Here is a 26,673-nt window from a genome sequence, read left to right as displayed (position 1 = left end):
AGTGGAAACCGGTTTTCCGAAAAGATCATGCTCAAACAAAGGACAGCGCTAGAGCCTGATTCAACTCCGTTGAATTAGGCTTTAGCGCAAACGCCCGCGGCGGGTGCTGATCGTCAGGCCAGCTTGACGGTTTCGACCTTGAAATCCTTGCCCAGTGTTTCGAACACCTTGGCGACGATGCCCTTGGCGTCGAGGCCGGCGCGGGCGTACATCGCGTTCGGCGAATCGTGGTCGAGGAACACGTCGGGCAGCACCATCGAGCGCATCCGCAAACCCCCGTCGAGCATGCCGTGTTCGGCCAGGGTCTGCATGACATGGGACCCGAAGCCGCCGATCGAGCCTTCCTCGATGGTCAACAGGATCTCATGCTCGCGCGCGAGTTTTAAGATCAGATCGACGTCGAGCGGCTTCATGAAGCGCGCGTCGGCGATGGTGGTGGAAAGGCCGTGCGCGGCCAGTTCGTCGGCGGCCTTCTCGCATTCGGCCAAGCGCGTGCCGAACGACAACAGCGCGATCTTGGTGCCCTCGCGGATGATGCGGCCTTTGCCGATCTCGAGCGGAATACCAACCTCGGGCATTTCGACGCCGCGGCCTTCGCCGCGCGGATAGCGCAGCGCGCTCGGACGATCATTGATCGCGACCTGGGTCGCGACCATGTGCACCATCTCGGCCTCGTCGGAGGCCGCCATGATGACGAAATTGGGCAGGCAGCCGAGATAGGCGTTGTCGAACGAACCGGCGTGGGTCGCACCATCGGCGCCGACAAGCCCGGCGCGATCGATCGCAAACCGTACCGGCAGGCTCTGGATCGCGACGTCGTGCACGACCTGGTCATAGCCGCGCTGCAGGAACGTCGAATAGATCGCGCAGAACGGCTTGTAGCCCTCGGTCGCCAGACCTGCAGCAAACGTTACCGCATGCTGCTCGGCGATGCCGACATCGAAAGTGCGGTCGGGGAAGGCCTTGTTGAAAATATCGATCCCGGTGCCCGACGGCATCGCCGCGGTGATGCCGACGATCTTTTCGTCCTTTTGCGCCTCCTTGACGAGGCTTTGGCCGAATACGTTCTGATAGGCGGGCGCGTTCGGTTTTGCCTTGGCCTGCGCGCCGGTGGCGACGTCGAATTTGACGACAGCGTGGTACTTGTCGGCGGAAGCTTCAGCCGGACCGTAGCCCTTGCCTTTTTGCGTCACGACATGGACCAGGATCGGGCCATCCTCCATGTCGCGGACGTTCTTCAGGACCGGCAGCAGATGGTCGAGATTGTGGCCGTCGATCGGGCCGACATAATAGAAGCCGAGTTCCTCGAACAGCGTACCGCCGCCGACCATGAAGCCGCGGGAATATTCTTCCGCCCGGTTGGCGCGATCCGCCAGCACTTTTGGCAGATGCTGGCCGAGTTGCTTGGCGGCCGCACGCACCGAGCGATAGGTCCGCCCCGAATAGAGCCGCGACAGATAGGCCGACATCGCGCCGACCGGCGGCGCAATCGACATGTCGTTGTCGTTGAGGATGACGATCAGGCGCGAATTCATCGCGCCGGCATTGTTCATGGCTTCATAGGCCATGCCGGCCGACATCGCGCCGTCGCCGATCACGGCGATCACATTGTTCTTGCCGCCGGAGAGGTCGCGCGCCACGGCCATGCCCAGCGCCGCCGAGATCGAAGTCGAGGAGTGCGCGGCGCCGAACGGATCGTAATCGCTTTCGGTGCGCTTGGTGAAACCGGACAATCCGCCGCCGGTGCGCAAGGTGCGGATGCGGTCGCGGCGGCCGGTCAGGATCTTGTGCGGATAGGCCTGGTGGCCGACGTCCCAGATCAGGCGATCGCGCGGGGTGTCGAAAATGTAGTGCAAGGCGGTCGTCAGTTCGACGACGCCGAGGCCGGCGCCGAAATGGCCGCCGGTCACCGAGACGGCGTCGATGGTTTCCTGGCGCAGCTCGTCGGCGACTTGCCGGACTTGTTCCACCTTGAGCCGGCGCAAATCGGCCGGGGTGCGGATGGTATCGAGGAGCGGCGTCTTACTGAATGTGGTCACGTCGATATTCCAATTTTGCATGTCGGGACCCAGGTTTTGATACCAAAGCCCGACGTGAGATGGGTTGCGCAGTTCTGCGCAGCGGAAACCCAGACGCCGGATGCCACCTGAGCAGGCCGAAGCCTGATTTGAAAGCTTAGATGCAATCCGGATCGTTCAATGTGATCTATATCACCCTCGGTGATCTCACCCTTCTCAGACATTTTTATTAGCTATTTCAGGTACTTACTGCCGCGAAAAAATCGCTTCAGACGGCCTTCAACAGCCCACAGAGCCTAAAGCTTTACACTAAAGCGAGAGCCAAAGCCAATCCGCCGGCAACGTCAGCCGCCGCCGATCAGGGCGGGATGCTTAACCCCGGCGCCGTGCCGATGGTTCCAATTCGCCCAGATCGGGTGCATCGACACGGTTAACGGTGGCGGTTTCGAGCCTTTTCCAGGCCCATTCCCGCGCTGCGTCATCGCCGGTCGCGATTGCGAGCGCCGCCTCGGGACGCGCCATGCGCTCGCTCAAGGGGATCGGCCCGCAGACGATCATGAAGAAATCGTAGGCGTGGGGCAGTTCATTGGCCATCACGAACTGGAAATGGACCCGGAAGAATTTCCAGCGGAACAGGTTGTAGTGCTCGGGTTTGATTATCTCGCGGAACCTCACCGGGACAATGGTCGGGTTGCGCCGCAGCGGGCCGACGTCGATGCCGTGGCCCGCGACCGGATCGAACGGATAGAAGTTCATCACATCCTTGCGCGACTGGCAGTCGATCCAGTCGATCGAGGGCTCGACCGCCAGGAGCCGAAGGTGATCGCGGAAATCCTGCGATGCGGCGTGAAATCCGACGATCGGAAAATTGCCGCCGATCGTCAAAAGCACGACGCGCCGCCCATGCCGCCCAAGATTGGGATCGAACTTGAGCGCGCGCGCCAGGATTTCGGCCCCCAGGAATGATCCCGAACTGTGGCCGACGATGACGATCTCCTCGGCGTCACTGCTCTGCGCGACGTCGACCAGATACTGGGCGAAACGGTCGATACGTTCGTCCCATTCCGGCCGCTCGCGATGCGAGAATTCCCAGGTCCAGATCGTGTCCGACAAGAGATAGAGCAGATAGGTCAGGTTTTCCGTGTATTTCAGGACGGTGCCGAGCACGGCGACAAACAGCGCCGCCGCCGCGGCAAGGCCAAACAGCTCGGGAACGCCGAGCGCCTGCAGCCCTTTGGCGAAGCCGAAGGAGAGGCCCGCGACGCACAGCGCTTCGGCCAGCAGCATGAGATGCGGATAGGTAATGAAGGTCGCGAACCGCCAATGCGCCTTCCAGAATCGCGCGATGGTGCCGCTGAACACCAGCCGCCAATAGATCCAGATGGCGTGGAACACCGTGCCCCAGACCGGCGCGGCGAGGTCGCGCTGGATCAGGTCTTCCCAGCGCAGGAAATCGTAAGCGGTGCGGGTCTGCCAGTCGCCCGCCTTGGTCTCGATGGTCCAGGACGCGGTCTCGCCGTCGGGTGCGACTTCCGGACGGCTGATGGTGGCGCTGAGCTGGTAGAGCCGGCCGAACTTGCGCAATTCGGTTCGGAACATGCGGTAGTACTGCGCAAGGCCGCGCGGATCGTATCCCTGCACATAGATGATATGGCGGTGCTGAACGCGCACTTAACTTATGATCCTTAGCCCCTAGCGGCGGGACTATATCAGGCCGCGTAGCGCGCCAAGAGCTATTTCGGCCCCTCAAGCGGCCGGTTGGCGGTGAATTCGCCTAATATTCCCTTGTGTTGCCGGGGAGCGACGTGCCTTGGCACCCCGGCGGCCGGGACCTCACTGAACGTCCAGCGGCTCGGTACCCGTAACCTGGCCATTGGCGTCGGTCGTGATCTTGTCGACCCGTGCCTCGGCCTGCCGCAGCAATTCCTCGCAGCGCCGCTTTAGGGCTTCGCCGCGCTCATAGATCGCAACCGACTCCTCCAGCGGCACCTTGCCGTCCTCGAGCCGCTTGACGATCGATTCGAGTTCCTCGATCGCGCGCTCGAAAGTCAGCTTCTTGACGTCGATTTGGGTATTTTCGGCCATGTTGCTTTCCCGAATGCGCACCTGTCCGGCGCGGACTTAATGAATTTATGCGGGCGTATTGTGGCGGGGTTCACGCGCCCATTAGCGCCGTGACATGCGCCGCGGCCGACTCTTGCAGGCCTTGCAGATCATAGCCGCCCTCGAGCACCGAGACAATTCGCCCGCCGGCGCTGGTGTCGGCCAGATCCATTAGTTTGCGGGTGACCCAGCCGAAATCTTCCGCCCTCAGATTGAGGGACGCCAGCGGATCGCGGTAATGCGCGTCGAAGCCAGCGGAGACGACGATCAGTTCGGGGGCGAATTTTTGCAATTGCGGCAGGATCGCGTTTTCGAACGCGGCGCGGAACTTGGCGCTGCCATCCTCCGGCGCGAGCGGCGCGTTGACGATGTTGTCGTGCTCGCCGCGCTCGCCGCGGGCGCCGGTGCCGGGGAACAGCGGCATCTGGTGCGTCGAGCAATACATCACGCTTTGGTCGGACCAGAAAATATCCTGGGTGCCGTTGCCGTGATGGACGTCGAAATCGACCACCGCGGCGCGCGTGATGCCGTATTTGCGCTGGGCGTGGCGGGCGGCGATCGCGGCGTTGTCGAAAAAGCAAAAGCCCATCGGTTTCGCAATTTCAGCGTGATGGCCGGGCGGGCGCATCGCGACGAAGGCATTGTGATGGGTGCCCGACATCACCGCGTCGGTTGCGGCCACCGCGCCGCCAACGCCGCGCATCACCGCTTCCCAGGTGCCCGGCGACATCGAGGTGTCGCCGTCGAGATAGATCATTCCGCTGGCTGGCGCGATATGCCGGAGCTCGTCGACATAATGCTCGTTATGGCAAAGCGTCACGGAATCGAGCGAGCCCTCCGGCGCCTCCGCGCGCGTCAGGGCGTCAAAACGGCTTTCGCCGAGCACCTGTTCGATCGCCCGGATCCGGTCGGGGCATTCGGGGTGTCCTGGCGCCGTCAAATGATCGAGGCTCGCTCGGTGGGTAAGAAGAAGCGTCATGCCATTTCCCGGCGCCGCGAATGCGCATCTGTGAACGGCCTAATGTAGAGGCTGATCGGCCGCTCGGAAAGGGCCGCGGGATTACGGATATGGCGCGGCATTCAGTTCACGCGCGTGATGCGTTCCGGCTGGCCCGGCGACAGCGGGCTGTTCGCCTTGAAATATGCGTCGAGCGCATCGGCGTCATAGCCGCCGGTTAGCGGGGTTTTGCCTTCCTTCAACACCGTAAATCCATCGCCGCCGACGGCGAGATAATTGTTCACGGTGATGCGATAGGTTTGTGAAGGCTCGATGCGCGTGCCATTGAGCGAGATCGAATCGGCGATCACGCGCTCGCCATAGGGCTTTGCGTTGTCCCAGCTATAGCTGAATCCCCTGGAAACCTGCAGGATGCGCGGCCGCTTCGGGTCGAGCCATTGTTGTTCGAGCATGTCCTTGATCTGCGCGCCGGTCAAAGTCAGCGTCACCAATTGGTTGCGGAACGGCTGGCTTGCGAACACATCGGCAAAGGTCACCGCGCCATCGCCTTGCTTTAGAATGTCGTTGCGGATGCCGCCGGGATTGGTGAGCGCGATCACGGCGCCGCCGGCCTTGTCGGCATGCGTCGCGGCCAACTGGGCGTCGGCGATCATATCGCCGAGCGGGCTCTCGCCGGCCTCGTTGGGCGCGCGCGACAACGTTTCGGTGACCGAGCCCGCGCGGCGCTCGGCGATCGGTGCGGCAAACTTGTCGTAGGCGGCAAGCAGCGCGGTCTGGTCGGGATCTCTGGCGTAAGCACCGTTGCGGACGATGACGTTGTCGGCTTTCGCGCTGATGACGTCGCGCGTCACGGAATCGAGCTTCACGTCGATGGTCGTGACGATGGTGCCGTATTTGTCGCCCGAGGTTACCAGGCGTCCGTCGATATCGCAGACATAGGCCTGATGGGTGTGGCCGGAGATCACGATATCGACCGCGCGATCGAATTTTTTCACGATGTCCACGATCGGGCCGGAAATGCCCGGGCACTCATTATAGTCGCCGGTCGGAAACCCGCCTTCATGGATCAGCACCACGATGGCCTCGACGCCGCGCGCCTTCAATTCCGGCACCAGCGCATTGACCGTGTCGGCCTCGTCGCGGAATTCGAGGCCGGCGACGCCGTCGGGCGAGACGATGTTCGGTGTGCCCTTCAGGGTCAGACCGATGAAGGCTACCGGAATGCCATCGAAGTCCCTGATCTCGTAAGCGGGAAATATCGTTTTGCCGGTGTCCTTCTCGAAGGTGGAGGCCGCAAGATAATGAAATTTTGCCCCGGTGAACGGATGCGGCCCCTGACAATGGTCGACCGGATGGCAGCCGCCATTCTGCATCCGCAGCAATTCGTCCTTGCCCTCGTCGAATTCGTGGTTGCCGACGGAAGCAACCGTGAGCCCCATCATCGACAGCGACTCGATGGTCGGCTCGTCGTGAAACATCGCCGACAAAAACGGGCTCGCGCCGATCAGGTCTCCGGCGGCAACGAAGATATTGTTGGCGTGGCCGTCGCGCAGCTCTTTTACCAGCGTCGCCATGTATTCGGCGCCGCCGGCTGGTACGGCGATCTTCTTGGTCTTGTCGGCGGGATCGGTAATCCTTATGCCGCCCGCGGGCGGCCGTAAATTGCCGTGGAAATCATTGATCGCGAGAATCCGTAAGTCGACCGGCGCGGGCGCGTCCGCGGCAGGCAGGGAGGCCGGGCACAGCGCCAGCAGCGCGGTGGATAAGGCAAGGGTCGATAAAATCGGTCGGTTCATGTCACGGTGATGTCTTGTGATGCATCGCCCTCACTTTGCGCAAAAATCGGTGCCGCTGGCGATCTGCGAACGATATCCTACATGATCGCGGGTGACGCCCAAATGTCCCGGGCGAGTTTCCCCGGAAAGTGATGAAGAGGATGGTTCGATGCAATTGACGGGGATTCACCATCTCACCGCGATCTCGGCGAAACCGCGCGAGAATCTTGCGTTTTACACCGGCCTGCTCGGCATGCGGCTGGTCAAGAAGACCGTCAACCAGGACGACGTCAGCGCCTATCATCTGTTCTACGCCGACGGCAAGGCCAATCCAGGCACCGATCTGACCTTCTTCGATTTTCCGGCAGCGCCCGAACGGCGCGGCAGCAACAGCATTTCGCGCACCGGCCTGCGCGTCGCCGGCGAAAAGACTCTTGGCTATTGGCGGGACCGGCTGAAGCAGGCCGGCGGCCATGTCCGCGACGTCGTCGAAGTCGACGGCCGGCTGACGCTGCCGTTCGAGGACGGCGAAGGCCAGCGCCTGGTGCTGGTCGATGATGGCGGCACAGGGCCAGCCTCGCCGTGGGAGAGGAGCCCGGTGCCGGCCGAGCATCAAATTCGCGGCCTCGGCCCGATCGTGCTCACCGTGCAGGATCTCGCGCGCACCGAGATGGTGCTGACGCGCGCCATGAACATGCGCCGCGCCCGCGACTATACCTCGCCGCATGCCGACGCGCGGATCGTCGTGTTCACGATGGGCGAGGGCGGCCCCGCCGCCGAGCTGCATATCCTCGAGGAGAAGGACCTGCCGGTCGCGCGCCAGGGCGCCGGCGGCGTGCATCACGTCGCGTTCCGCACCCCGGACGAGGCGCAATATCACGCCTGGACCCAGCGATTGAACGAATTCGCAATACCCAATTCCGGCGAGATCGACCGCTTTTACTTCCGCAGCCTCTATTTCCGCGAGCCCAACGGCATCCTGTTCGAGATCGCCACCGACGGCCCCGGCTTTGCCACCGATGAGCCGATGGCAACGCTCGGCGAAAAACTGGCGCTGCCGCCGTTCCTGGAGCCGCGCCGCGCCGCGATCGAAGCGGGCCTGAAGCCGCTCGGGTGATCTTGTCGCCCTGCGATCATTAAAATTATCCACAAATTGCCAACCGGCGAACAACCGTCCCGGCAAAAGCCGGGCGGCCGTAAACCTGGCTTTGATGGCTGGCGATGCAACCTTTTTTCAAAAGAAGGGGGCCCGCTTACCCATGCCTGTTTTCAAATATTTTGGCGTCGTGGGATCGGCGCTGCTGGTGTTTTTATTCGTTTCCGACGCCTATTTCGGCGACGACGACAGCAATTCGCGCTTCAAAGGGTCGTTATTTGAAAGCGCCATGTACGCGCCTCGGTTAGCGGAAACCGGGGCGACAGCGGAGCTTCGATTTACCCGCGATGCAACTCCTGTTGACCGCGTCAAGGAGGTGTTTGCTCAGTTCGTTCCCAACGAAAAGCGCGGCAAACGTTCCTCCGTCGCTGCCACAGTCATTCGCTAGCACCGTAGTCCGCAAAATCCGCCGGGCTCAGGTCGGCGGGCGCTTCATGGCTGCGAGCTGCAGCGCTCGGTCGTCCCAGAGGTGTGCATTCTTGTACGCCACGAATGTCTGCGCCGTGATCAGCATTGCCGCGCAAAACGTGACGGCCACTAGCGCGCTCACCGCCTGATGCAAAAATAAATGTTTCATGAGCAAGCAAACGGCAACGACGTTGGTGAGTTCCGGCCACAGGGCGTTGCAACGATCGAGATTTTTTTGCGAGCGCCCGGAACCATCGGCTGATCGGCGCGGCGACGCGCCCTACAATCCAACCGTCCTCAGCCGTTAGCCCAGCCGAGAAAATGCGTGAGCCAGTGAGCCAATTCCGACAAGACATCGCGATCGGCGAGAGCGGTCATCGGTCTGCTTCCTTCTTGCGGCGATAGAGCCCGGTGAAGCTCACCCCGGTACCGCCGCAGCCGGCATTGTCCACAACCAGCAACCACGGGCCGATCCGCTGCATCCGCACATGGCATTCATCCCCGTAATTGCTGCCGTCGTCGGCGAAGGCGATCGCATCGTTCTGCGGCGCGACCTGTGCCTTGAAGGCGCCGTTATGAAAATCACGCGCGGTCGGAAATATCCCTTGGGCGTCAATCTGCAACTTGCCGCCATCGGCGGCCTTGATTTCGATCCTGCAGCCGGGATTGCACCAGCTGCCGATCCAATCCGACGTCTGCGGCGACGGCATCGGGGCGACCGGCGTCAGCGCCGCGCTGGGCAGCCAGCCGTTCGCCAAACATGCTTTTTCGCCAGCGGTGCCTGGTAGGTGACGCAGATGAAATCGCCTCGCGTCCTGCCGACCAGCACGAGGTCGCCGGTCACGAGGTAGGACTTTTTCCGGCAGGCGTTGGTCGCGGCTGGGCAGGCTGCAGCGGTAAAATCGTCGTCGTAGGGGTTCTTGATGAAGTTGACGCGCGGCCCGGCCGTCACCTTCGACACGGTCAAGGCGAGCCTGGCGTCCCAATCGGCGCCATTGCAATTGGCCGGGTCCAGCGCGTCATAGGCTGACGCATGTCCCGCCAACACGGCGCTCAGCAGTAAACCAACGACCGCCGCTCGCATCCTTACTCCCTCGGTACGGTATTACCTTATGTCGCGATCGACCGCTCGACGGTTCATCTGCCGGAAATACTCGAATGAGTCTTCCCTCAGCGACGGCGGATGTTGATGCGCTCGTGAGCCGTCGGTCGAAGGACCAACGGAACGTTTTTTCGGCAATGCGCCTTGATTCGTGCGTTGAGTGCGCTTGGTCTTACGCGCGATCAGGACCCGCGAGCTCGAGCTCGACCCGCGGACCACGCTGCTCGACGGGCATGAAGGCCCGGAGCTCGCGTACCGGTTCGAGCGATTTGGCAGGTAGAAGGCAGGCCCCTCGACGCCGCGAGGCCGCGAGAAGGACGAGTTCCCGGGTTCCCGAAGGGCGCGCCATAATCGGCCTCAACCTCTCCATGGTGCCGCCTTGCTTTGGTCAATCCCTGATGAAGTCTGGGGCAGGACACACCGCCGACATAAGCGTAAATCCGCCGGCGGCCCCGAAGCAGGTGACATTGGACAGAGCAGGGACCCCCAATGCATTCCACGCTGAAACCGAGACAAGCCGACGATCCCCACGATGTCGTCGCGGTGGCGCCCGATGCCCCTCGCTTCGTGCCCGCGGTTGAAGAGCTTTCCAAGCTGCTGCGCGCGGCGGCGCTCCATCAAGCGGCGCCCCAGGCCCATAGGGGAGCCGACCTCGCGGCTCACCCACCGGTCCCGCCGGTCGATACGACGTTTCGGCCCACCGCCGTCAACAATGTCCAGGACCATATTAATGTCCAAGACCATTTTCATGTCGCGGGATCCCCGCGGACGATCGGCAGTCGGCTGGCACGCGCCTTCGCCGCATTGCTGTTGGCAACATGCATCGGTGTCGCCAGCATCGTCTGGCGGGCCCATGGCGATGCGGTCCTCCAGATCGTAAAGTCGGCGCCGCAACTCCTGAGTTCGTTGCTGCCGCTGGAAAAGCCAGCGCCGTCAGCGGAGCCGGCCGCGCCTGCCGCTGAGGCGGACGCGGCGGCGGCGAATGCGGATGCTGCACCTCCGCAAGCCGCACCACCGCAAGCGACACCTCCGCAAGCCGCTCCATCGCAAGCGACACCTCCGGCGCAGGCCGTAGCCGAAAGCGCCGTGCCGACTGCTGCCGCTTCATCTCCCGACCAGAGCCAGTTGCTGCAATCGATGGCGCGCGATCTCGCCGGCCTCGGGCAACAAGTCGAGCAGCTCAAGGCCAGCATTGAGGAGATCAAGGCCGGCCAGCAGCAAATGTCCCGCGACGTCGCAAAAGCTTCCGAGCAAAACGTGCGGCCCAAGGTGTCGGCGATAACACCGCTCCCGCCCCCGACGCGTCCGGCCGCCGCGCGGCCGCGCAAACCCATCACGCCGTTGCCGCCGCCGCAAGCCGCAATGCCGCCGCCGCCAGCCGCTGCACCTTACGTGCCGCCGGCGACTGCTGCTCCGTACGCACCGCGACAATCCGATTACGTGCCGCGGCAAGTTGAACCGCCACCGCAAGCCACGGCTCAGCCGCAGGACGAAGAATTGTCAGCGGTGCCGCGGCCGCCGATGCCCGTGCGTTAGCAAACGCGAGCAAATCAAAGCCTGCCCGAATAGCTCGCGATCAGCTTCACCAGATCGGCTTGCCGTTTGGTGGCGGTCTTCTCATAGATGCGATGCAAATGGGTTTTGACGGTTTGCTCCGAGATGCCGAGCACCGGCGCGACTTCAGGCACTCCGCCGATCTCGACGATGGCAAACATGACCCGGACCTCCGCCGGCGTCAGGTTGAACTCGCGGGCGACCGCCTCGGGCGGTGACGGCAAATCCAGCGCCGCCTTGCGGACGAACATCGCAGCTGTTGCCGAGTAGGAAACACCGGCCTTGCGGCGCGCTCCCGAGGTCAGGGGCAACACGTGAGCGACATAGCGCTCGCCGCTACGCGCCTTCAACGGTATGGCGATGCCCCTTTTTCCGACGGCGGCGTCGCCTGCCTGGGCCGCCGTGAACACATCGAGCAGATTCCGGTTGCCCTCGAGATCAAGCGCTGCGATCCGGCCCTGGGTGGCGCGCAGCACGTCGGCCTCGGCGATCAGGCGATGCGCGCTGGCATTGGCGTGAATGATGCGCCCATTCGAGTCCACGATGAACATGCCGGAGGCGAGCTCGTCGAGAGTGTCGGCGAGCGCCGCCGCCTCGACGCGATGCAGATCGATCACCTTGCCAATCAGCATGGCGCGCCGGACATGTGGTGTAATCAGCTCAAACCGCCGGCGCATGCGGTCGTCGACCTGCCCCTCATTGGCATGGCGCATGGCGGTGAACAGCGCGCAGCTCGTCGCGCCCTTTTCCAGGTTTGAAAACAGGCCGTCCATCAGGCTCTGTGGCGCAAGCCATTCGCGAAAGAAACGCGTCTGGACAAACTCCTCGCACGAAATCACGTCGGGAACGGCAACCGGCAGCTCCACGTCGAAAAACACGACGCCGGGAAAGATCGGATTTATCTTGCCGTATTTCTGCAGATAGAGATCGAAATAGTGCGGCGCGCTGGACTCCCGGCCCCACCAGAACAGCGCGTCGGTATTCCTGCTGATCGAGTCCTGCGAATGCAGACTGGCCGAGGCGGCGCCGACATAGCCGCAGATGCTTTCGATGGCAGTCGGCCACAGTCCGGGATCGAGCGACGCATCGTAGATGTCGCCGATGACCAGCGAAAGCTCGTCCGCTTCACGCATGCTGATGGCTCTAGCCTGCCATGACCGCCCGCGGGGATCGTAACACGTCCGTGAAGCCCGCGCAGCCAGCCTCTCCATCGATCGGGTGACGCGGCGACCGATCCGGTCCGCCAAGTTACGGCCCGCCGTGTGACTATAGCGGCAACCACAACTGGCAGGCCGAGCTCCCGCACGACCGGAGCACGATGGTCCCGCGGACTGCCCAACTGGCCCGTGAAAAGGAGAACATCATGCGCGACGAAGCCAAGATCAAATTGCGTGACAGCCTGCGCGGCTCGGTCATCGAGCGCGGCGCGGCCAACTATGATGAAGCCCGTGCGCTGTATAACGGCATGATCGACAAGCACCCTTCGCTGATCGCTCGCTGTGTCGATGTCGCCGACGTGATCGCGGCGGTGAATTTCGGTCGCGACAATGGCCTGCGCATCGCGATACGTGGCGGCGGCCATAATGGGCCGGGGCTCGCCAGCGTCGATGATGGCCTGGTCATCGACCTCTCGGACATCAAGGGCGTACGCGTCGACCCGCTCGCCCGTACCGCGCGCGTCGGCGCCGGCTGTACCCAGGGCGACGTCGACCATGCCACCCACGCGTTCGGCCTCGCCGTGCCGGCCGGCATTATCTCGACCACCGGCATCGCCGGGCTGACCCTGAGCGGCGGCCACGGTTATCTCACCCGCAAATACGGCCTGACCATCGACAATCTGATCGAGGCCGACGTCGTGCTGGCCGATGGCAGCTTCGTCGTCGCCAGCAAGGACAACAACCCCGATCTGTTCTGGGCGCTGCGCGGCGGCGGCGGCAATTTCGGTGTCGTCACTTCCTTTGTGTTCAAGCTCCATCCCGTGAGCACGGTGTTTGCCGGACCGATCGCCTGGGACCAGAAGCACGCGCGCACCATCATGCAGCGTTATCGCGATTTCCTGCCGAAAGCGCCGGAGGAGCTCGGCATTTTCCTCGGGCTCAAGACCATACTTTCGAGTGCGCCGTTTCCGGAGGAATTATGGGGCAAGCGCATCTGTCTTTTGATGTGCTGCTACGACGGCTCCGAGGACAACGGCAAGAAGGTTTTGGCGCCGCTGCTCGACGTGCTGCCGGCGCCGTGGTTCAATTGGATGGGAACGATGCCGTATCCGGCCGTGCAGAGCATGTTCGACGGGCTCTACCCGAAGGGCATGCAATGGTATTGGCGGGGCGATTTCGTCAAGACGCTGCCGGACGCAGCGATCGACGCCCATCTCGAACAAGCGGCAAAAACGCCGAGCGAATTGTCGCTGATGCATCTTTACCCGATCGACGGTGCCGTACATCGCGTCGGCAGCGGCGACACCGCCTGGAATTGCCGCGATGCCACCTGGTCGATGGTGATCGCCGGTATCGATCCGAACCCGCAGAAGGCGGGGCCGGTGACGCGATGGACCAAGGCCTATTGGGAGGCGGTGCATCCGTTCGACCTCGGCGGCGCCTATCCGAATTTCATGATGGACGATGAGGGCGACGCCCGGCTCAAGGCGACCTACGGGGCAAACTATGCGCGGCTGGCAGCCGTGAAGAGCAAATATGATTCTGCCAATTTGTTCCGGATCAACCAGAACATCAAGCCGGCCGCCTGACGCAGCGGCGCCCTAGAGCGTGATGACTTTAGGTTGAGGCACGGCGGTGACTTCTCCCTCGCCCCGCTCTTGCGGGGAGAGGGTTGGGGTGAGGGGCTGTTTCCGCGAATGCTGAAGCACAAATTATGCGGAGAATCCCCCTCACCCGGATCGCTGCGCGACATAGCCGAAGCTTCGCTTCGGCGTCCTTCTTATCTAAGGACGGCCGCCGAAGGCGGCCTATACCTCTCCCCGCAAGCGGGGCGAGGTGATCGAACTTGCGCAGGCGACGATTCAACTCAAAATCATCATGCTCTAGACGCGAAAAGCCGCCCGGGCGTGACACCGAACGGCTTTTCGTGCGACTGCCGGCTCCGGCCGACTCCGGTTCCGCCGCGATTTGGGACAAGCTTGCTACGGCACGGTTAACAGATCGTTAAAGAGGTGCGCCGTCCGCATTCTGTCGTGATTCCCCAAGGCGGCCCGACATACGACGTTGCCGGACGACATATGTCGGGCCCAACCAGACCATGGGACGCCCCCCGGAATGGCCGAATCGGAAGTGAGCAAATCTTCGTGGCGGAAAGCCGACTGCGACGGCAAACGACCTTGCATTTCGCCGGCTCGTTAACTCTGGTGCGAAACTATTCTGCGACCGCACGATCTTGCTGCCCCGGCGACCCATTAAGCGCCTGATTCAGTCCTAAGCTCACACTCAATTCGCGCATCTTCGGACCGTGCGGGGGTTGGCCGTGATCAGGACAGTGTGGCTTGCGGTTCTTTGTTTGATTGGCCTGGGTGCAATGGTCGCTCTCAGGGCCGGAACTCCGACGCCGCCGCCAAGCGTGCGAGCTTCTCCGGCGCAAACCACCGTTAGTCAAATTTTTTCACAGGATACGTTGACCAAGGCAGACCGGCTGGACATCGCGTACGTCCGTGACCCGATCGCCCCAAAGCCGGTTATGCCGGCTACGAAAGTCCCGGACGAAACTCCGTCACGACTTTCTCGCCCAACTGCGACCACGAAAATTGTGAGCCGGCACCGGCACGATCCTCACGCCAGGAAGCCTGCAGCAGTACCTGTTGCCCGACGCAATAAAGAAAAGGAGCCGAAGAAGGATAACAATGTCGACCGAAGTAAACCAATGGTCGATCTCAGGCCCTGTCGACGCCCAGAAGGCTTTGCGGGCCTGTTAAGGGCATTGAACCTCACGCCCGGGTGCGACACGTAGTTTGGCTTCGTGGGCGCTGCATCAATCATCGACTGCGATAGGCGTGGCTCCAGACGACACGGCGATACGAAAAGCGATTTCTGAGACGCGCCACATGACGGTGCTTTCACCGGCAATACCCGCGCACCTTTCGTGATGCCGGCTAACCCGCGTTGCGCGCTCAGCCTAAATTGTTGAACCGGATCAACGTGATTTTAGCTGTCCAGACCTGCTTGCAAAAATAAATCCGTTCCTCTCCGACCCAAATCACCTTTAGAACTTACCCCGTCCCGGCCCACAGAGGGGCGTTTCGCGATCGTCACAAACGTTGGGCAGGGGATGCGGTGGACGCAGTTAGCGCTATTGACGAACGGCGCTTAAGCGGACGGCGAAGTCGTGTGGTCCTGACGCCTCGACGCTGGCGTCAAGTTTGCGGAAGCAATTCCGCAGGCGACGGTGACAAGAAAGCCCGATCACCGGGGAGAGCACGAAGGAAACCGTTAAAACCATTGTGCAGGGAAGGCCGGTTGAACTCGGCGAACCCGTGGTGACTACCTCGTGTGCTTTCTACCACTGCACACGAGGCTGCGGGTGCGGCGAGCATCCGGCTTTCCCTGCGCCCTCTGTTTCTCAGGGCGAAACGATCAGGCATCCCTCGGACGCTTTGCGCCGCGAGAAGGCGGCGGCGTATCCATTCTTTCCGTCATGGCGAGAGCGACCTGTCCGCCGCAGCTCGAAGAGCGCAGGCAAGCGACCAAGCAATCCACCCTTCCTTGCGGCGCCATGCGGAAGCGCTAAGGTGGTTCCACCAAAAAAATGTGTTTTAATCCATTGAAACAATCGCGCGCGTAGCGCGCTAGAAACTTGAGTAACAATGTTTCCAGGGAGGATACCATGCCGGCTGCCGGAAACGAGCCCTTGGCGCGTCACGCCCTTGCCTTCGTTCTTGCCGGCGGACGCGGCTCCAGGCTTTTGGAATTGACCGATCGGCGCGCCAAACCGGCCGTGTATTTTGGCGGCAAGTCGCGCATCATTGATTTTGCCCTCTCCAACGCGGTGAATTCAGGCATCCGCCGCATCGCAATAGCCACTCAATACAAGGCCCACAGCCTCATTCGTCATTTGCAGATGGGTTGGAACTTCTTTCGCCCCGAGCGAAACGAAAGCTTCGACATTCTGCCGGCCAGCCAGCGCATTTCCGAGAAGAACTGGTATCTCGGGACTGCCGACGCGGTCTATCAGAACATCGACATTGTCGAGCCTCACAACGCGAGATTCATCGTGCTGCTCGCCGGCGACCACATCTACAAGATGGACTATGAGTCGATGCTGCAACAGCATGTCGAGCAGGGCGCGGACGTGACCATCGGCTGCCTGGAGGTACCGCGCAGCGAAGCCAGCGCCTTTGGGATCATCCACGTCGATGATCATGACGTGATCCAATCGTTCCTGGAAAAACCGGCTGATCCGCCTTCTATGCCGGGGAAGCCCGAAATATCGCTGGCCAGCATGGGAATCTATGTTTTCGATTCCAAATTCCTGTTCGACGAGCTTCGACGCGATGCGGAAGATCCAAATTCCAGCCATGACTTCGGCAAGGACGTTATCCCACATATTGTCAAACACGGGCGCGCCGTAGCTCATCATTTCAGCCGCTCTTGCGTCCGGTCAAACGACGACACGCGCAGCTATTGGCGAGACGTAGGGACGCTTGATGCCTATTGGGCTTCCAATATCGATCTCACCGACATCTTGCCCGAGCTTGACCTCTATGACCGCTCATGGCCGATCTGGACCCACGCCGAGATCACGCCACCTGCAAAATTCGTTCATGATGAGGATGGCCGGCGCGGCGAGGCAGTGACGTCACTTGTCGCCGGAGGGTGCATTATTTCCGGCGCTGCGATACGGCGTTCCCTGCTGTTCACCGGTGTGCGCGCTCATTCTTATGCCCAAATCGAAAATGCAGTGATCATGCCTTATGCCGAAATCGGTCGGGGGACACGATTGAAAAATGTCATCATCGACAGAGGCGTGCAGATTCCGGAAGGATTGGTGGTGGGAGAAGATCCCGGAAATGACGCCCAGCGATTTCGCCGCACCGAGCAAGGCATCTGCCTGATTAACCAGCCGATGATCGACAGGTTGTCGGCATGAAGCCTTTGCGTGCGCTTGCGGTCGCCTCGGAGATTTTTCCGCTTATCAAGACCGGTGGCCTTGCTGATGTGACGGGTGCGCTGCCGCTGGCCTTGAAGGCTGAAGGCATCGAGACGCGCACTTTGGTGCCGGGATATCCCGATGTGCTTGATGGGCTTGGTGGAGGGGTTGAAGTCCTCAACCTGCCGGACTGTTATGGCGGACCCGCGCGCGTTCTCGGCTGTTCTGTGGCTGACCTCGACTTGTTCGTACTCGACGCGCCGCATCTGTTCGCACGTCCGGGAAATCCCTACGTTGCGCCCGACGGCGCCGACTGGCCCGACAACGCGCTGCGTTTCGCAGCGCTAGCGCGAACGGCTGCCGAGATCGGCCAGGGTGCTATCCCGACATTCGTTCCGCAGGTCGTCCATGCCCACGACTGGCAGGCCGCCTTGACCCATGCCTTTTTGCACTACAGCGGGCGACCGCGGCCGGGCTCGATCATGACCGTTCACAACCTCGCCTTTCAAGGACGATTCCCCAGCGAGTTGTTGAGCGAGATCGGATTGCCCCCTCAATCCTTTTCAATTGACGGGGTTGAATATTATGGCGGGATCAGCTTTTTGAAAGCCGGGTTGCAATTCGCCGATCGCATCACCACGGTGTCGCCCACCTATGCGCGCGAAATCCAGCAAGGCGAGGCGGGCATGGGGCTCGATGGATTGCTGCGTGCGCGGTCGGATGTCCTCAGCGGTATCCTCAACGGTATCGACACTTCCGTATGGAATCCCGCGACTGATCCGCACATTGCCTCGCCTTTCAGCGTAACCTCGCTTGCTGCTCGCGCGGCGAATAAAGCGGCCTTGCAAAGACGTTTCGGTCTTACCCCCGCGCCCGATGCATATTTGCTCGGAGTTATCAGTCGCCTCTCCTGGCAGAAGGGGCTCGACCTACTCTTACAAAATCTGCCGCTTATCTTGGGCGAGGGCGTGCAATTGGTCCTGCTTGGGAGTGGCGAAGTAGACCTTCAGGAACAATTTCGCGCGGCTGCGAAATCTCATCCGGACCAGATCGGCGTTTTCATCGGCTACGACGAGAACTTGGCCCATCTCATTCAGGCAGGCTCTGATGCGCTCCTGGTCCCGTCACGGTTCGAGCCGTGCGGACTGACCCAGATGTGTGCCTTACGATATGGCGCTGTACCCGTGGTTTCCCGCGTCGGGGGACTAGCGGATACCGTCATTGACGCCAACGAGGCCACCATCGCCGGAAATGCCGCGACTGGAATTCAGTTCTCGCCGGTGACGAGCGAAGCTCTCGGCGGCGCCATTCGCCGCGCCAAAGCGATGTTTCACGACAAGCCGGTTTGGCTGGGGATGCAGAGGAATGGCATGACCGTCGATGTATCGTGGCACGATCCCGCGCGCCATTATGCCGATCTGTATCGTCAGGTTGCGAGACCATGACACGCCGTGGCGAGAATGCGGAGGAGTGTCTGAACTGCTTTGGCTGTTTGAAAATTGCATCAGGAAAAATTTACGTCGTCCCGGCCTTGAGCCGGGACCCATAACCACGAATGTCTATTGTTGCGTGGTGCTGGGGCCGCAATCCCATTCGCAACTAAGATTAGTGGTTATGGGTCCCGGCGTTCGCCGGGACGACGGGTGGAGAGTGTTACGCCAACAGCACCGCATCCGCGCCGTTGACCGCCTCGGCGCTGTCGATCACGGCGCGCTCGAGCGAAGGCGCCTGCACCGAAATGTTCTCGGCAAAGAATCGCGCGAGCGTGACGTAGCGCGCCGGATCGCCAGCGCCTTCGCCGAGATCACGCGCGGCAAGCGCCTCGTTCGCCAGCATGCAGCCGCCGAGCGTCGAGCCGAACAGTCTGAGATACGGCGTCGCGCCGGCGAGCGCATCGTTCGGTGCAGACGTGACGCGCTCGAGCAGCCATTTGCTGGTGCGCTCCAGCGACGCCAGCGCGTCGCGCAGTTTTGGCCCCGTGGTGCCGAAGGCGGGATTGTTGGAGGCTTCGACCCGCTTGACGATCGAAGTCAATTCGCCGAGCAGGCCCCAGACCGAGGCGCCGCCATTGGCCGCGAGTTTGCGGGTCACGAGATCGATCGACTGGATGCCGTTGGTGCCCTCATAGATCGGGGTGATGCGGGCATCGCGCAGATGCTGCGCGGCACCGGTTTCCTCGACAAAACCCATGCCGCCATGGACCTGCACGCCGAGGGAAGCGACCTCATTGCCGATGTCGGTGGAGAACGCTTTTGCGATGGGCGTCAGCAGCGCGCCGCGCGCCGCGGCCTCGCTGCGCACTTTTGCATCCTTGGCGCGCACCGAAATATCGAGCGCCACTGCCGTGGCGTAACAAATCGTCCGCGCCGCCGCGGTGAGCGCGCGCATCTGCATCAGCATACGCTTGACGTCGGGATGCACGATGATGGGGTCCGAGCCATCGCCCGCTTTGCCGACGGCGCGGCCCTGGCGCCGCTCCTGCGCGAACGCCAGCGCCTGCTGATAGGCACGGTCGGCGATGCCGACGCCTTCGAGGCCGACGCCGAGCCGGGCCTGGTTCATCATCGTGAACATGCACTGCATGCCCTTGTTTTCTTCGCCGATCAGGTAGCCGATCGCGCCGCCTTTATCGCCCATGGTCATGGTGCAGGTCGGGGACGCATGCATGCCGAGCTTGTGCTCGACGCCGCTGGCATAGATGTCGTTGCGCAGGCCCAGCGAACCGTCGGCGTTGACGAGGAGTTTTGGAATCAGAAACAGCGAGATGCCCTTGGTGCCCGCCGGCGCGTCCGGCAATCGTGCAAGTACAAAATGCACGATGTTATCGGTCATGTCGTGGTCGCCATAGGTGATGAAGATTTTTGTGCCCTTGATGCGGTAGCTGCCGTCGGGAGCACGCTCGGCACGGGTGCGCAGCGCGCCGACATCCGAACCGGCCTGCGGCTCGGTGAGCTGCATGGTGCCGGTCCATTCGCCCGAGATGAGCTTTTCGAGATAGATTTTTTTCAACTCCGCGCTGCCATGGGCGTCGAGCGCCTCGATCGCGGAGAGCGTCAGGAGCGGGCAAAGGCCGAAGGCGATGTTCGACGCGCTCCAGATTTCGGTGCAGGCGGCGTTGATCGCGAGCGGCAGCCCCTGGCCGCCGAACGCCTCCGGGCCGGACACCGCGTTCCAGCCCGCCGCCGACCAGCGCTGATAGGCGTCGGGCCAGCCGGGGGCGGTGATGACCTTGTCGGCCTCGAGCTTGATGCCGTGCTCGTCGCCGACGCGATTGAGTGGTGCCAAGACGTCGGAGGCGAATTTTCCGGCTTCCTCCAGCACGGCGGCGGTGATGTCGGCATCGAAATCGCCGTAATGGCCGGCCTTCACGGCGGCCTCGAGGCCGGCGCCATGGTTAAGGGCGAGCAGCATGTCGTTGATCGGCGCGCGGTAGGTCATGACCGTCTCTCGGTAGACTGGGACAGGGCTGCCGTCTTCTCACGAAACCGCCTCGCTCTCAACTCTCCACCGGGTCAAATCGAGCCTTGCGACGCCCGGAGGCAGCGCCGTTTTGACCCCGAAAAGGCGACCAATTGGCGTGGCGGCACGCCTCATCGCAAGGGAATGAAACGTCGCCTCCAATTCAACCGGAATTTGGCCTCACGGCTGTTGAAATGGCTCAACTCCCTCTATAGACCGGCGATGCCAGAGGGGGCCGGTGGCCTCGTTCCGGACCGCATATTGGGGCGTCGCCAAGTGGTAAGGCAGTGGATTTTGATTCCACCATACGGAGGTTCGAATCCTCCCGCCCCAGCCAGGCTGTCCGCGATGGCGAGGCGCCGATCCCGCGTTCAGCCGGTTTCTGGGCCGAACGGCGTGGAAGTGGGCGTGTTGGTGCTTCGCTTCCGACGTTGGGAAAGATGTATGCCGATACCTTGAGCCCGTGTCCATGACCAGGACCCAATCGTTAGAGATACCGTCCGAGAGCCGCGAACGAACCATTCTCACAACCGACATCGTCGGCAGCACCGGTCTTCTTCGCCGCTTTCCGAACGACATGATGGGCGCGATGGATCTGCACGATCAGATCCTTCATACCTCGATCCGTCGTCATTCCGGCGACCCCTTCAGAAGCACGGGCGACGGCGTGTTGGCGGCATTCGACCGTCCGGTGGACGCGGTGATGGCCGCGATCGAAGCGCAGCGCGAGATGCGTCGCGTTGCGTGGGGCCCGACCGGCCGGCTTCAGGTAAGGTTCGGTATTGACACAGGACCGACGCGGGCGAGGGGCGCGAATGACTATTTTGGTCCCGCTCTGCCGACCGCCACACGATTGCAAAGCGCCGCGAACGCCGATCAGATCCTGCTGTCGGATGTCACGGTCCAGCGGCTGGCAAGCGAACCGGTTCAGTCGCCCTTCCAGCTGGCCGATCTTGGCGAACACCATTTCAAGGGCATCGAACCTATCCGTGTGCACCAGGTCTGCGCATCGGACCTGCCGAGCACCTTCCCGCCGATTGGCGGCAAACGGGAGAGCGCCGGAGGCAATTTGCCCGCCAATCTGAGCTCCTTTCTCGGCCGTGAACGGGAGCTGGAAGAACTGGCCGAACTGGCACTCAAGTCGAGATTGATCACTCTCGTCGGTCCGGGCGGTATCGGCAAAACCCGGCTTGCAATGGAATTTGCCCGTTCGCTGGAACCGTCCTTCTCAGGTGGCGCCTGGCTTGTTGATCTCTCAGCGCTCGAGCGGGACAGAGAGGTTTGGCCCGCCATAGCAGAGGCTCTTCTGATTCCACCATCGCCCGGCGTGCATCCGCGAGTGCAGGTGCTCGAACGCCTGCACGGGGCGCGCGCCATATTGGTGATGGACAATTGCGAACATGTGCTCGACCCAATCGCCGACGCGGTCACCGAACTCGGCTCGGCCTGCGGCGAAGTATTTTTGATCAACACCAGCCGCGGCACGCTCGGTGTAGAGGGCGAGGCTATCTACGAGGTCCCGTCCCTGGATTCGCGTTCGCGGGACCGCTTGGGACAATCGGCGGCCTTCCGTCTTTTCATCGAACGAGGCCGCTTGGCAGAGCACCGGTTCCAACCGAGCCTTGAAGATCTTGCTGCGATCGAGAGGATTTGCGCCAGCGTCGATTTCATTCCTCTCGCCATCGAGATCGCGGCCGCCCAGCTCCGCCAGCATTCACTGGAGAGCATTGAAAGCGGGGTAACCAAACCGCTTGATTTGTACGCAGGCAGCTTTCGGGGACGACCCGGCCGCCACCGAACGCTTCGAAACACGCTCGAATGGTCATATGATCTTCTGGATTTCAACAGCCGTCGGGTTCTTCAGCGGCTATCGGCACTCTCCGGCTCTTTCCACGAAGAACAGGCCCTCGCTATCTGTGCGGGCGATATGCCCAGTGAATCCGACGCGCTCCGCGGGATCGACAAGTTGATCGAAACCTCGCTCTTGTGCCGGTCCACGGGAAACCAGCCACGATTGCGAATGCTCCAAACAGTCCAGGCTTTCGGACGGGAGCAACTCGACCGAGCCGGTTTGCTACAGACCGTCGAAACCCGACATGGGGAAGTCTACGCATCCCGAGCTCGGCAACTAGGCGAACAAATCGCTGGTATCAATGAGGGCAAGGCCGCGAACGCGATCTACGATGATATGCCCAACTTGCGGGCTGCTTTCGATCGGGCCATTACGCGCGATCTGAAACTGGCCGCGGACCTGGCTGTCCCTCTGTTCCTGTTCAACTACTGGCACCGAGGCGCGGAAACCGGCAATTGGTACGAGCAGATCATGGCTCGACCCGGCGCCGATAAGCTCGATCAGGCGCCCCTCCTGCTTGCTGGCGCGGCCGGGCACGCTTTCCACCATGGAGGAGATCAGGCAAGCGCCACCGCTTTCGTCGAACGGGGTTTGCGAGCCGAAGCTCTCGGGATGCAATCCAGTCAAGGATGGCTTTCCCATGTGCTGGGGCAAATGGCCCAGTGGTCCGGGGACCTGAAGGGCTGCATCGAGCATCTCGCGGCGGCAGTCGAGCAGGCGCGCAGCGCCAAAAATATTCCGTGTGAGGTCATGTCGCTCTGCATGATCGCTTCTATCAAAGCGCGGACCGGAGATTTGCAAGGTGCCGGCGAACTAGCCAGGGAAGTCACCGAAGTTGGACAAGCCATTTTGCAGCCGACCCTGATGGGCTACATCCACTTCGCGCGCGGAGGTGTAGCCCAGGATCCCAACGTCGCCATCGATGAATACCAAACGGCTGCCGTTTGGGCCAAAATGGCGGGCAATCATCTTGGAGCGCAAAGGGTCAAACAGCTGATCGCTGACCTGCAAGCGGCGAGTGCTCCGCCAGCCGAGGCGTTGGACATTTATGTTCGTTCACTGATTGAACTTCCGAGCCACGGAGCAACGTTATACACTTGGCTGACGATCCGTTCGATCATCTTGCGTCTTGGCGATCTGGAGGCGGATGAAGAACTTGCCGTATTGGCAGGCGCTCTCAACGCGTCGCCGTTGAAGCTCGACCGGTCGGCGCGAAATGCCGTCGAGAAAGCAAAGGCCAGGCTGGGTAACCCTGCCTTCGAATCGGCGACCACGCTCGGATCACGCTTCGACCCGGCGGAGGCCCGACGGTACATCATCGAAGCTTGGCGCCGCATGGTAGCCAATCGAGCGGTCGGATTTGGGTGAGCGATAAGCTTTGTCCACCGAAGTGCCCGTGATCCCGGACCTTAGCCGGTTGCCTCCGCCGCAAGCCGCCGTTTGACGACCAGCGCCAGCGGCACCGTGTAGAACAGATGCGACATGAAACCGCCGATCACCACCATCGGGTCGAAATAATCGGGATGGCTGGTGGTGGCGACCATGATCGCGGCATGCATCACGATCCAGATGATGACCGCATAAAACAGCGCAACGAAGGTCGCCTCGTAACCCTGGCGGCGGAAGTAGGGCCACAGGTAAGCGAACAGCACGCCCCAGGCGATCGTGAAAAAGAAATGGATGGCGGTGCCGAGGAAATATGCGGCGATTCCGAGCTGGTCCTGTACTTGCTTGCCGAATACGAGGCCCGTCGCGTTGCGCGGAATGCCGGCCAAGGGCAACAGATGCTGCACCCCGACCCAGACGATGGCCTCGTAGATCCAGATGATCACGCCGCCGGTCAATCCGCCGATCACACCGGCGCGGATCATCGATGCCCGGTCGCGAGCGCCCGCCGCGTCTGACGCCATTGCCGATCGAGGTTCAAGTCGCGCCGTATTCTCGCTGCTGCTCATGACTGTATTCACTCCCTTGCTAGCTGTGGACCATGACCCGGCTGCGTCGCGCGCCATAGGCAAAATAAATCACAAGGCCGATCGCGAGCCAGACCGCGAGCCTGACCCAGGTGTCGGCCGGCAGGCTGAACATCAGGAACAGCGAGGTCGCGGCTCCCGCGGGCCCGACCAGCCAGATCGCCGGCGCCTTGAACGGGCGGTTGAGCTCCGGCTCGTTGATGCGCAGCACGAGAACGCCGAGCGATACCACGGCAAATGCAAACAGCGTCCCGATGCTGACGAGTTCGCCGACCAGCCCGATCGGCAGCAGGCCGGCGAGAACCGCCACCACCGCGCCGGTCCAGATGGTCGCGACGTGCGGCGTGCGGAGTGTTGGATGGATGCTCGCCGCGACCTCCGGCAGCAAGCCGTCATGCGCCATGGCGCGGAAGATTCTCGGTTGTGCCAGCAGCATGACGAGTATGACCGAGGTGAGACCAAAAATGATGCCCAGTTTGATCAGCGGCGAAAGAAAGCCAACGCCTGCCGCATCGATCCCAACCGCGATCGGATCGGGAACGTTCAACCGGTCGTAGGGCACGATCCCCGTGAGCACGAAGCTGACGACGACGTACAGCACCGAGCAGATCGCGAGCGATCCCAGAATGCCGATCGGCATATCCCGCATCGGCGTTTTGGCCTCCTGCGCCGCGGTCGAGACTGCATCGAAACCGATATAGGCGAAGAACACGACCGCCGCGCCGCGCATCATGCCCGACCAGCCGTAAATTCCTGGGCCTGCGTTGGGCGGGATGAAGTTGCCTGCGGGATTGCTCGGCGCGATCCAGTTTTTGGTGTCGAACGCGCGCACCGCGCATACGATGAAGAGCACGATCACAATAAGCTTGATCGCGACGATGAAATTGTTGAACCGCGCGGTCTCCCGGATGCCGGCGACCAAGAGTGCCGTGATGACGACGATGACGATGATAGCCGGGACGTTCAGGATCGCGCCGGTGGACGACCAGGCGTGGCCTGCGGGATCGTAGGTCAGGGGCGAGGAGACAAATTGCGTCGGCAGATCGAGCCCGAAATCCCTGGCAAAACTGACGACATAGCCCGACCAGCCGATCGCGACCGTGGTGGCGCCGACTGCGTATTCGAGGATCAGGTCCCAGCCGATGATCCATGCGACGAACTCGCCGAGCGTGGCGTAAGCGTAGGTATAGGCGCTGCCGCTGACCGGAACGGCCGACGACATTTCAGCGTAGCACAGGCCTGCGAAGGCGCAGGCGACCGCGCCGATGACAAACGAGAGCGCGACCGCGGGTCCCGCATAGGATGCGGCCGCGTGCCCCGTCAGCACGAAGATTCCAGCGCCGATGATGCCGCCGATGCCGAGCGCGACGAGGTTCAGCGCCGACAATGTGCGTTTCAGCGTCTGCGCCTCGCCGTTCGCTCCTCCGCCCTGCGCGGCCTCGTCCAACAAATCGGCGGTCGATTTGCGCGCCCAGAAATTTGCCATGGCGGATGGATGTCCCATGCCGGAAATAATGCCGTAGACTATAGCGCGGGCGATACGCTTTGGGCCGAGATTCATCGCCATCGCGATCCGGAGTTTAATCCATGACCAATCGCGTCCTCGTTTTCTACGGTTCCTACCGTTCCGATCGGATGGGCATCCGCCTCGCCGACTATGTGGTGGCCGGACTTCGCGGGCGCGGCGAAGACGTCGAGCTGATCGACGCCAAGGCGATCGGACTGCCGATGCTGGACCGCATGTATAAGGAGTATGCGCCCGGCACGGCGCCAGCGGCCATGGCGACGCTCGCCGCCAAAATCCGCGCTGCGGACGCCTTCGTCTTTATCACGGGCGAATATAATTGGGGGGTGCAGCCCGGGTTGAAAAACCTGACCGATCATTTCCTCGAGGAATGGTTTTGGCGGCCGGCGGCGATCGCGAGCTATTCGGCCGGTCGCCTCGCCGGAGCGCGGTCGGGTCTCATCTGGCACGGAACCTTGTCCGAGATGGGCATGGTCGTGATCTCGAGCACGCTGACGGTCGGACCGATCGCGGAGGCGCTTACGGCCGACGGCAAGCCAATCGGGGAAGCTGGCAGATTGCTCGACCGTGCATTCCCCCGCTTTGCCGATGATCTCGCCTGGTGGACCGAGGCCGCGAGAGCGCAACGGGCCCGCAAGGCGCCGCCCTATTGAACGGCCTTATGGGGCGGGCTGTTGCTCATGGCCTGAGCATATGC

Annotated in this window: 20 protein-coding genes and 1 tRNA gene; 9 read left to right on the top strand and 12 right to left on the bottom strand. The window is 62.1% G+C overall.

Features of this window, described 5'->3' with window-relative positions; translation table 11 throughout:
* Positions 1–113: 113 nt before the first annotated feature.
* From dxs to B5526_RS08560, 5 genes are all read right to left on the bottom strand, one after another.
* Complete coding sequence (gene dxs, locus B5526_RS08580) at positions 114–2,060, bottom strand: 1-deoxy-D-xylulose-5-phosphate synthase (protein WP_079537816.1); 1,947 nt, start codon at positions 2,058–2,060, stop codon at positions 114–116.
* 330 nt (positions 2,061–2,390) lie between these two features.
* Entirely contained in the window at positions 2,391–3,689 is a 1,299-nt protein-coding gene (locus tag B5526_RS08575) for a hypothetical protein (RefSeq protein ID WP_079537815.1), read from the bottom strand.
* 162 nt (positions 3,690–3,851) lie between these two features.
* A complete protein-coding gene (locus B5526_RS08570; RefSeq protein ID WP_079544806.1) occupies positions 3,852–4,103 on the bottom strand; it encodes an exodeoxyribonuclease VII small subunit in 252 nt (83 codons plus the stop codon).
* Positions 4,104–4,173: 70 nt separating this feature from the next.
* Positions 4,174–5,100 carry a histone deacetylase family protein gene (locus B5526_RS08565; protein ID WP_079537814.1) on the bottom strand — a complete coding sequence of 309 codons (927 nt, stop codon included), beginning with the start codon at positions 5,098–5,100 and terminating at the stop codon, positions 4,174–4,176.
* A 101-nt stretch (positions 5,101–5,201) separates the two neighbouring features.
* Complete coding sequence (locus B5526_RS08560) at positions 5,202–6,875, bottom strand: bifunctional metallophosphatase/5'-nucleotidase (RefSeq protein WP_079537813.1); 1,674 nt, start codon at positions 6,873–6,875, stop codon at positions 5,202–5,204.
* A gap of 148 nt (positions 6,876–7,023) precedes the next feature.
* Here B5526_RS08560 and B5526_RS08555 point away from each other — a divergent pair, with 148 nt between their 5' ends.
* Both B5526_RS08555 and B5526_RS08550 read left to right on the top strand, forming a co-directional pair.
* Positions 7,024–7,971 carry a ring-cleaving dioxygenase gene (locus B5526_RS08555; protein WP_079537812.1) on the top strand — a complete coding sequence of 316 codons (948 nt, stop codon included), beginning with the start codon at positions 7,024–7,026 and terminating at the stop codon, positions 7,969–7,971.
* Between the two features lie 142 nt (positions 7,972–8,113).
* Positions 8,114–8,398: a hypothetical protein gene (locus B5526_RS08550; RefSeq protein WP_079544805.1), complete on the top strand. Its 285-nt coding sequence runs from the start codon at positions 8,114–8,116 to the stop codon at positions 8,396–8,398.
* A gap of 27 nt (positions 8,399–8,425) precedes the next feature.
* Here B5526_RS08550 and B5526_RS39395 read toward each other — a convergent pair whose 3' ends face one another.
* From B5526_RS39395 to B5526_RS39565, 3 genes are all read right to left on the bottom strand, one after another.
* Complete coding sequence (locus B5526_RS39395; RefSeq protein WP_283807607.1) at positions 8,426–8,560, bottom strand: hypothetical protein; 135 nt, start codon at positions 8,558–8,560, stop codon at positions 8,426–8,428.
* A gap of 232 nt (positions 8,561–8,792) precedes the next feature.
* Positions 8,793–9,176: a hypothetical protein gene (locus B5526_RS39570; protein WP_349642768.1), complete on the bottom strand. Its 384-nt coding sequence runs from the start codon at positions 9,174–9,176 to the stop codon at positions 8,793–8,795.
* Positions 9,143–9,502 (bottom strand): hypothetical protein, encoded by a 360-nt coding sequence (locus B5526_RS39565; protein WP_349642767.1) that lies wholly within the window; start codon positions 9,500–9,502, stop codon positions 9,143–9,145. Before B5526_RS39565 ends, B5526_RS39570 begins: the two co-directional genes overlap by 34 nt.
* A gap of 507 nt (positions 9,503–10,009) precedes the next feature.
* Here B5526_RS39565 and B5526_RS08535 point away from each other — a divergent pair.
* Complete coding sequence (locus tag B5526_RS08535) at positions 10,010–11,056, top strand: hypothetical protein (RefSeq protein ID WP_079537810.1); 1,047 nt, start codon at positions 10,010–10,012, stop codon at positions 11,054–11,056.
* Positions 11,057–11,070: 14 nt separating this feature from the next.
* On the opposite strand, the gene B5526_RS08530 is transcribed toward B5526_RS08535, so the two are convergent.
* The gene (locus B5526_RS08530) at positions 11,071–12,207 is read right to left on the bottom strand and encodes a helix-turn-helix transcriptional regulator (protein ID WP_172842005.1); all 1,137 of its coding nucleotides are present in this window, start codon (positions 12,205–12,207) and stop codon (positions 11,071–11,073) included.
* Between the two features lie 230 nt (positions 12,208–12,437).
* Here B5526_RS08530 and B5526_RS08525 point away from each other — a divergent pair, with 230 nt between their 5' ends.
* The 3 genes from B5526_RS08525 to glgA all read left to right on the top strand — a co-directional run bounded on the left by B5526_RS08525 (position 12,438) and on the right by glgA (position 18,612).
* Positions 12,438–13,820, top strand: a complete 1,383-nt coding sequence (locus B5526_RS08525; RefSeq protein WP_079544804.1) for an FAD-binding oxidoreductase — start codon at positions 12,438–12,440, stop codon at positions 13,818–13,820.
* Between the two features lie 2,084 nt (positions 13,821–15,904).
* Positions 15,905–17,167 (top strand): glucose-1-phosphate adenylyltransferase, encoded by a 1,263-nt coding sequence (glgC, locus tag B5526_RS08520; protein WP_079537808.1) that lies wholly within the window; start codon positions 15,905–15,907, stop codon positions 17,165–17,167.
* Positions 17,164–18,612, top strand: coding sequence for a glycogen synthase GlgA (gene glgA, locus B5526_RS08515; RefSeq protein WP_079537807.1), 1,449 nt, complete (start codon positions 17,164–17,166; stop codon positions 18,610–18,612). The genes glgC and glgA overlap by 4 nt, the downstream gene beginning before the upstream one ends.
* Positions 18,613–18,820: 208 nt before the next feature.
* Here glgA and B5526_RS08510 read toward each other — a convergent pair whose 3' ends face one another.
* Positions 18,821–20,605 carry an acyl-CoA dehydrogenase gene (locus B5526_RS08510; RefSeq protein ID WP_079537806.1) on the bottom strand — a complete coding sequence of 595 codons (1,785 nt, stop codon included), beginning with the start codon at positions 20,603–20,605 and terminating at the stop codon, positions 18,821–18,823.
* Between the two features lie 283 nt (positions 20,606–20,888).
* Between B5526_RS08510 and B5526_RS08505 the strand changes: the two genes are divergently transcribed.
* Together B5526_RS08505 and B5526_RS08500 are read left to right on the top strand one after the other, a co-directional pair.
* Positions 20,889–20,963, top strand: a tRNA-Gln gene (locus B5526_RS08505).
* Between the two features lie 132 nt (positions 20,964–21,095).
* Entirely contained in the window at positions 21,096–23,846 is a 2,751-nt protein-coding gene (locus tag B5526_RS08500; RefSeq protein ID WP_079537805.1) for an ATP-binding protein, read from the top strand.
* A gap of 41 nt (positions 23,847–23,887) precedes the next feature.
* Here the strand turns inward: B5526_RS08500 and B5526_RS08495 are convergent, their stop codons facing one another.
* Both B5526_RS08495 and B5526_RS08490 read right to left on the bottom strand, forming a co-directional pair.
* A complete protein-coding gene (locus B5526_RS08495; RefSeq protein ID WP_244562229.1) occupies positions 23,888–24,433 on the bottom strand; it encodes a hypothetical protein in 546 nt (181 codons plus the stop codon).
* A 19-nt stretch (positions 24,434–24,452) separates the two neighbouring features.
* Entirely contained in the window at positions 24,453–25,937 is a 1,485-nt protein-coding gene (locus B5526_RS08490; RefSeq protein WP_079544803.1) for an amino acid permease, read from the bottom strand.
* Positions 25,938–26,038: 101 nt separating this feature from the next.
* On the opposite strand from B5526_RS08490, the gene B5526_RS08485 reads away from it, so the two are divergent.
* Positions 26,039–26,629, top strand: coding sequence for an NADPH-dependent FMN reductase (locus B5526_RS08485; protein ID WP_079537803.1), 591 nt, complete (start codon positions 26,039–26,041; stop codon positions 26,627–26,629).
* The last annotated feature ends 44 nt before the right edge of the window (positions 26,630–26,673 follow it).

The sequence above is a fragment of the Bradyrhizobium lablabi genome (assembly GCF_900141755.1).
Taxonomy (GTDB): domain Bacteria; phylum Pseudomonadota; class Alphaproteobacteria; order Rhizobiales; family Xanthobacteraceae; genus Bradyrhizobium; species Bradyrhizobium lablabi_A.
This window is presented reverse-complemented; position numbering and strand designations above follow the sequence as displayed.

Excerpts from the sequence above, each read along its gene's own strand:
- dxs (WP_079537816.1), bottom strand. The coding sequence starts at position 2,060 with ATGCAAAATTGGAATATCGACGTGACCACATTCAGTAAGACGCCGCTC.
- B5526_RS08570 (WP_079544806.1), bottom strand. The coding sequence starts at position 4,103 with ATGGCCGAAAATACCCAAATCGACGTCAAGAAGCTGACTTTCGAGCGC.
- B5526_RS08565 (WP_079537814.1), bottom strand. The coding sequence starts at position 5,100 with ATGACGCTTCTTCTTACCCACCGAGCGAGCCTCGATCATTTGACGGCG.
- B5526_RS08560 (WP_079537813.1), bottom strand. The coding sequence starts at position 6,875 with ATGAACCGACCGATTTTATCGACCCTTGCCTTATCCACCGCGCTGCTG.
- B5526_RS08555 (WP_079537812.1), top strand. The coding sequence starts at position 7,024 with ATGCAATTGACGGGGATTCACCATCTCACCGCGATCTCGGCGAAACCG.
- B5526_RS08550 (WP_079544805.1), top strand. The coding sequence starts at position 8,114 with ATGCCTGTTTTCAAATATTTTGGCGTCGTGGGATCGGCGCTGCTGGTG.
- B5526_RS39565 (WP_349642767.1), bottom strand. The coding sequence starts at position 9,502 with ATGCGAGCGGCGGTCGTTGGTTTACTGCTGAGCGCCGTGTTGGCGGGA.
- B5526_RS08535 (WP_079537810.1), top strand. The coding sequence starts at position 10,010 with ATGCATTCCACGCTGAAACCGAGACAAGCCGACGATCCCCACGATGTC.
- B5526_RS08530 (WP_172842005.1), bottom strand. The coding sequence starts at position 12,207 with ATGCGTGAAGCGGACGAGCTTTCGCTGGTCATCGGCGACATCTACGAT.
- B5526_RS08525 (WP_079544804.1), top strand. The coding sequence starts at position 12,438 with ATGCGCGACGAAGCCAAGATCAAATTGCGTGACAGCCTGCGCGGCTCG.
- glgC (WP_079537808.1), top strand. The coding sequence starts at position 15,905 with ATGCCGGCTGCCGGAAACGAGCCCTTGGCGCGTCACGCCCTTGCCTTC.
- glgA (WP_079537807.1), top strand. The coding sequence starts at position 17,164 with ATGAAGCCTTTGCGTGCGCTTGCGGTCGCCTCGGAGATTTTTCCGCTT.
- B5526_RS08510 (WP_079537806.1), bottom strand. The coding sequence starts at position 20,605 with ATGACCTACCGCGCGCCGATCAACGACATGCTGCTCGCCCTTAACCAT.
- B5526_RS08500 (WP_079537805.1), top strand. The coding sequence starts at position 21,096 with ATGACCAGGACCCAATCGTTAGAGATACCGTCCGAGAGCCGCGAACGA.
- B5526_RS08495 (WP_244562229.1), bottom strand. The coding sequence starts at position 24,433 with ATGAGCAGCAGCGAGAATACGGCGCGACTTGAACCTCGATCGGCAATG.
- B5526_RS08490 (WP_079544803.1), bottom strand. The coding sequence starts at position 25,937 with ATGGCAAATTTCTGGGCGCGCAAATCGACCGCCGATTTGTTGGACGAG.
- B5526_RS08485 (WP_079537803.1), top strand. The coding sequence starts at position 26,039 with ATGACCAATCGCGTCCTCGTTTTCTACGGTTCCTACCGTTCCGATCGG.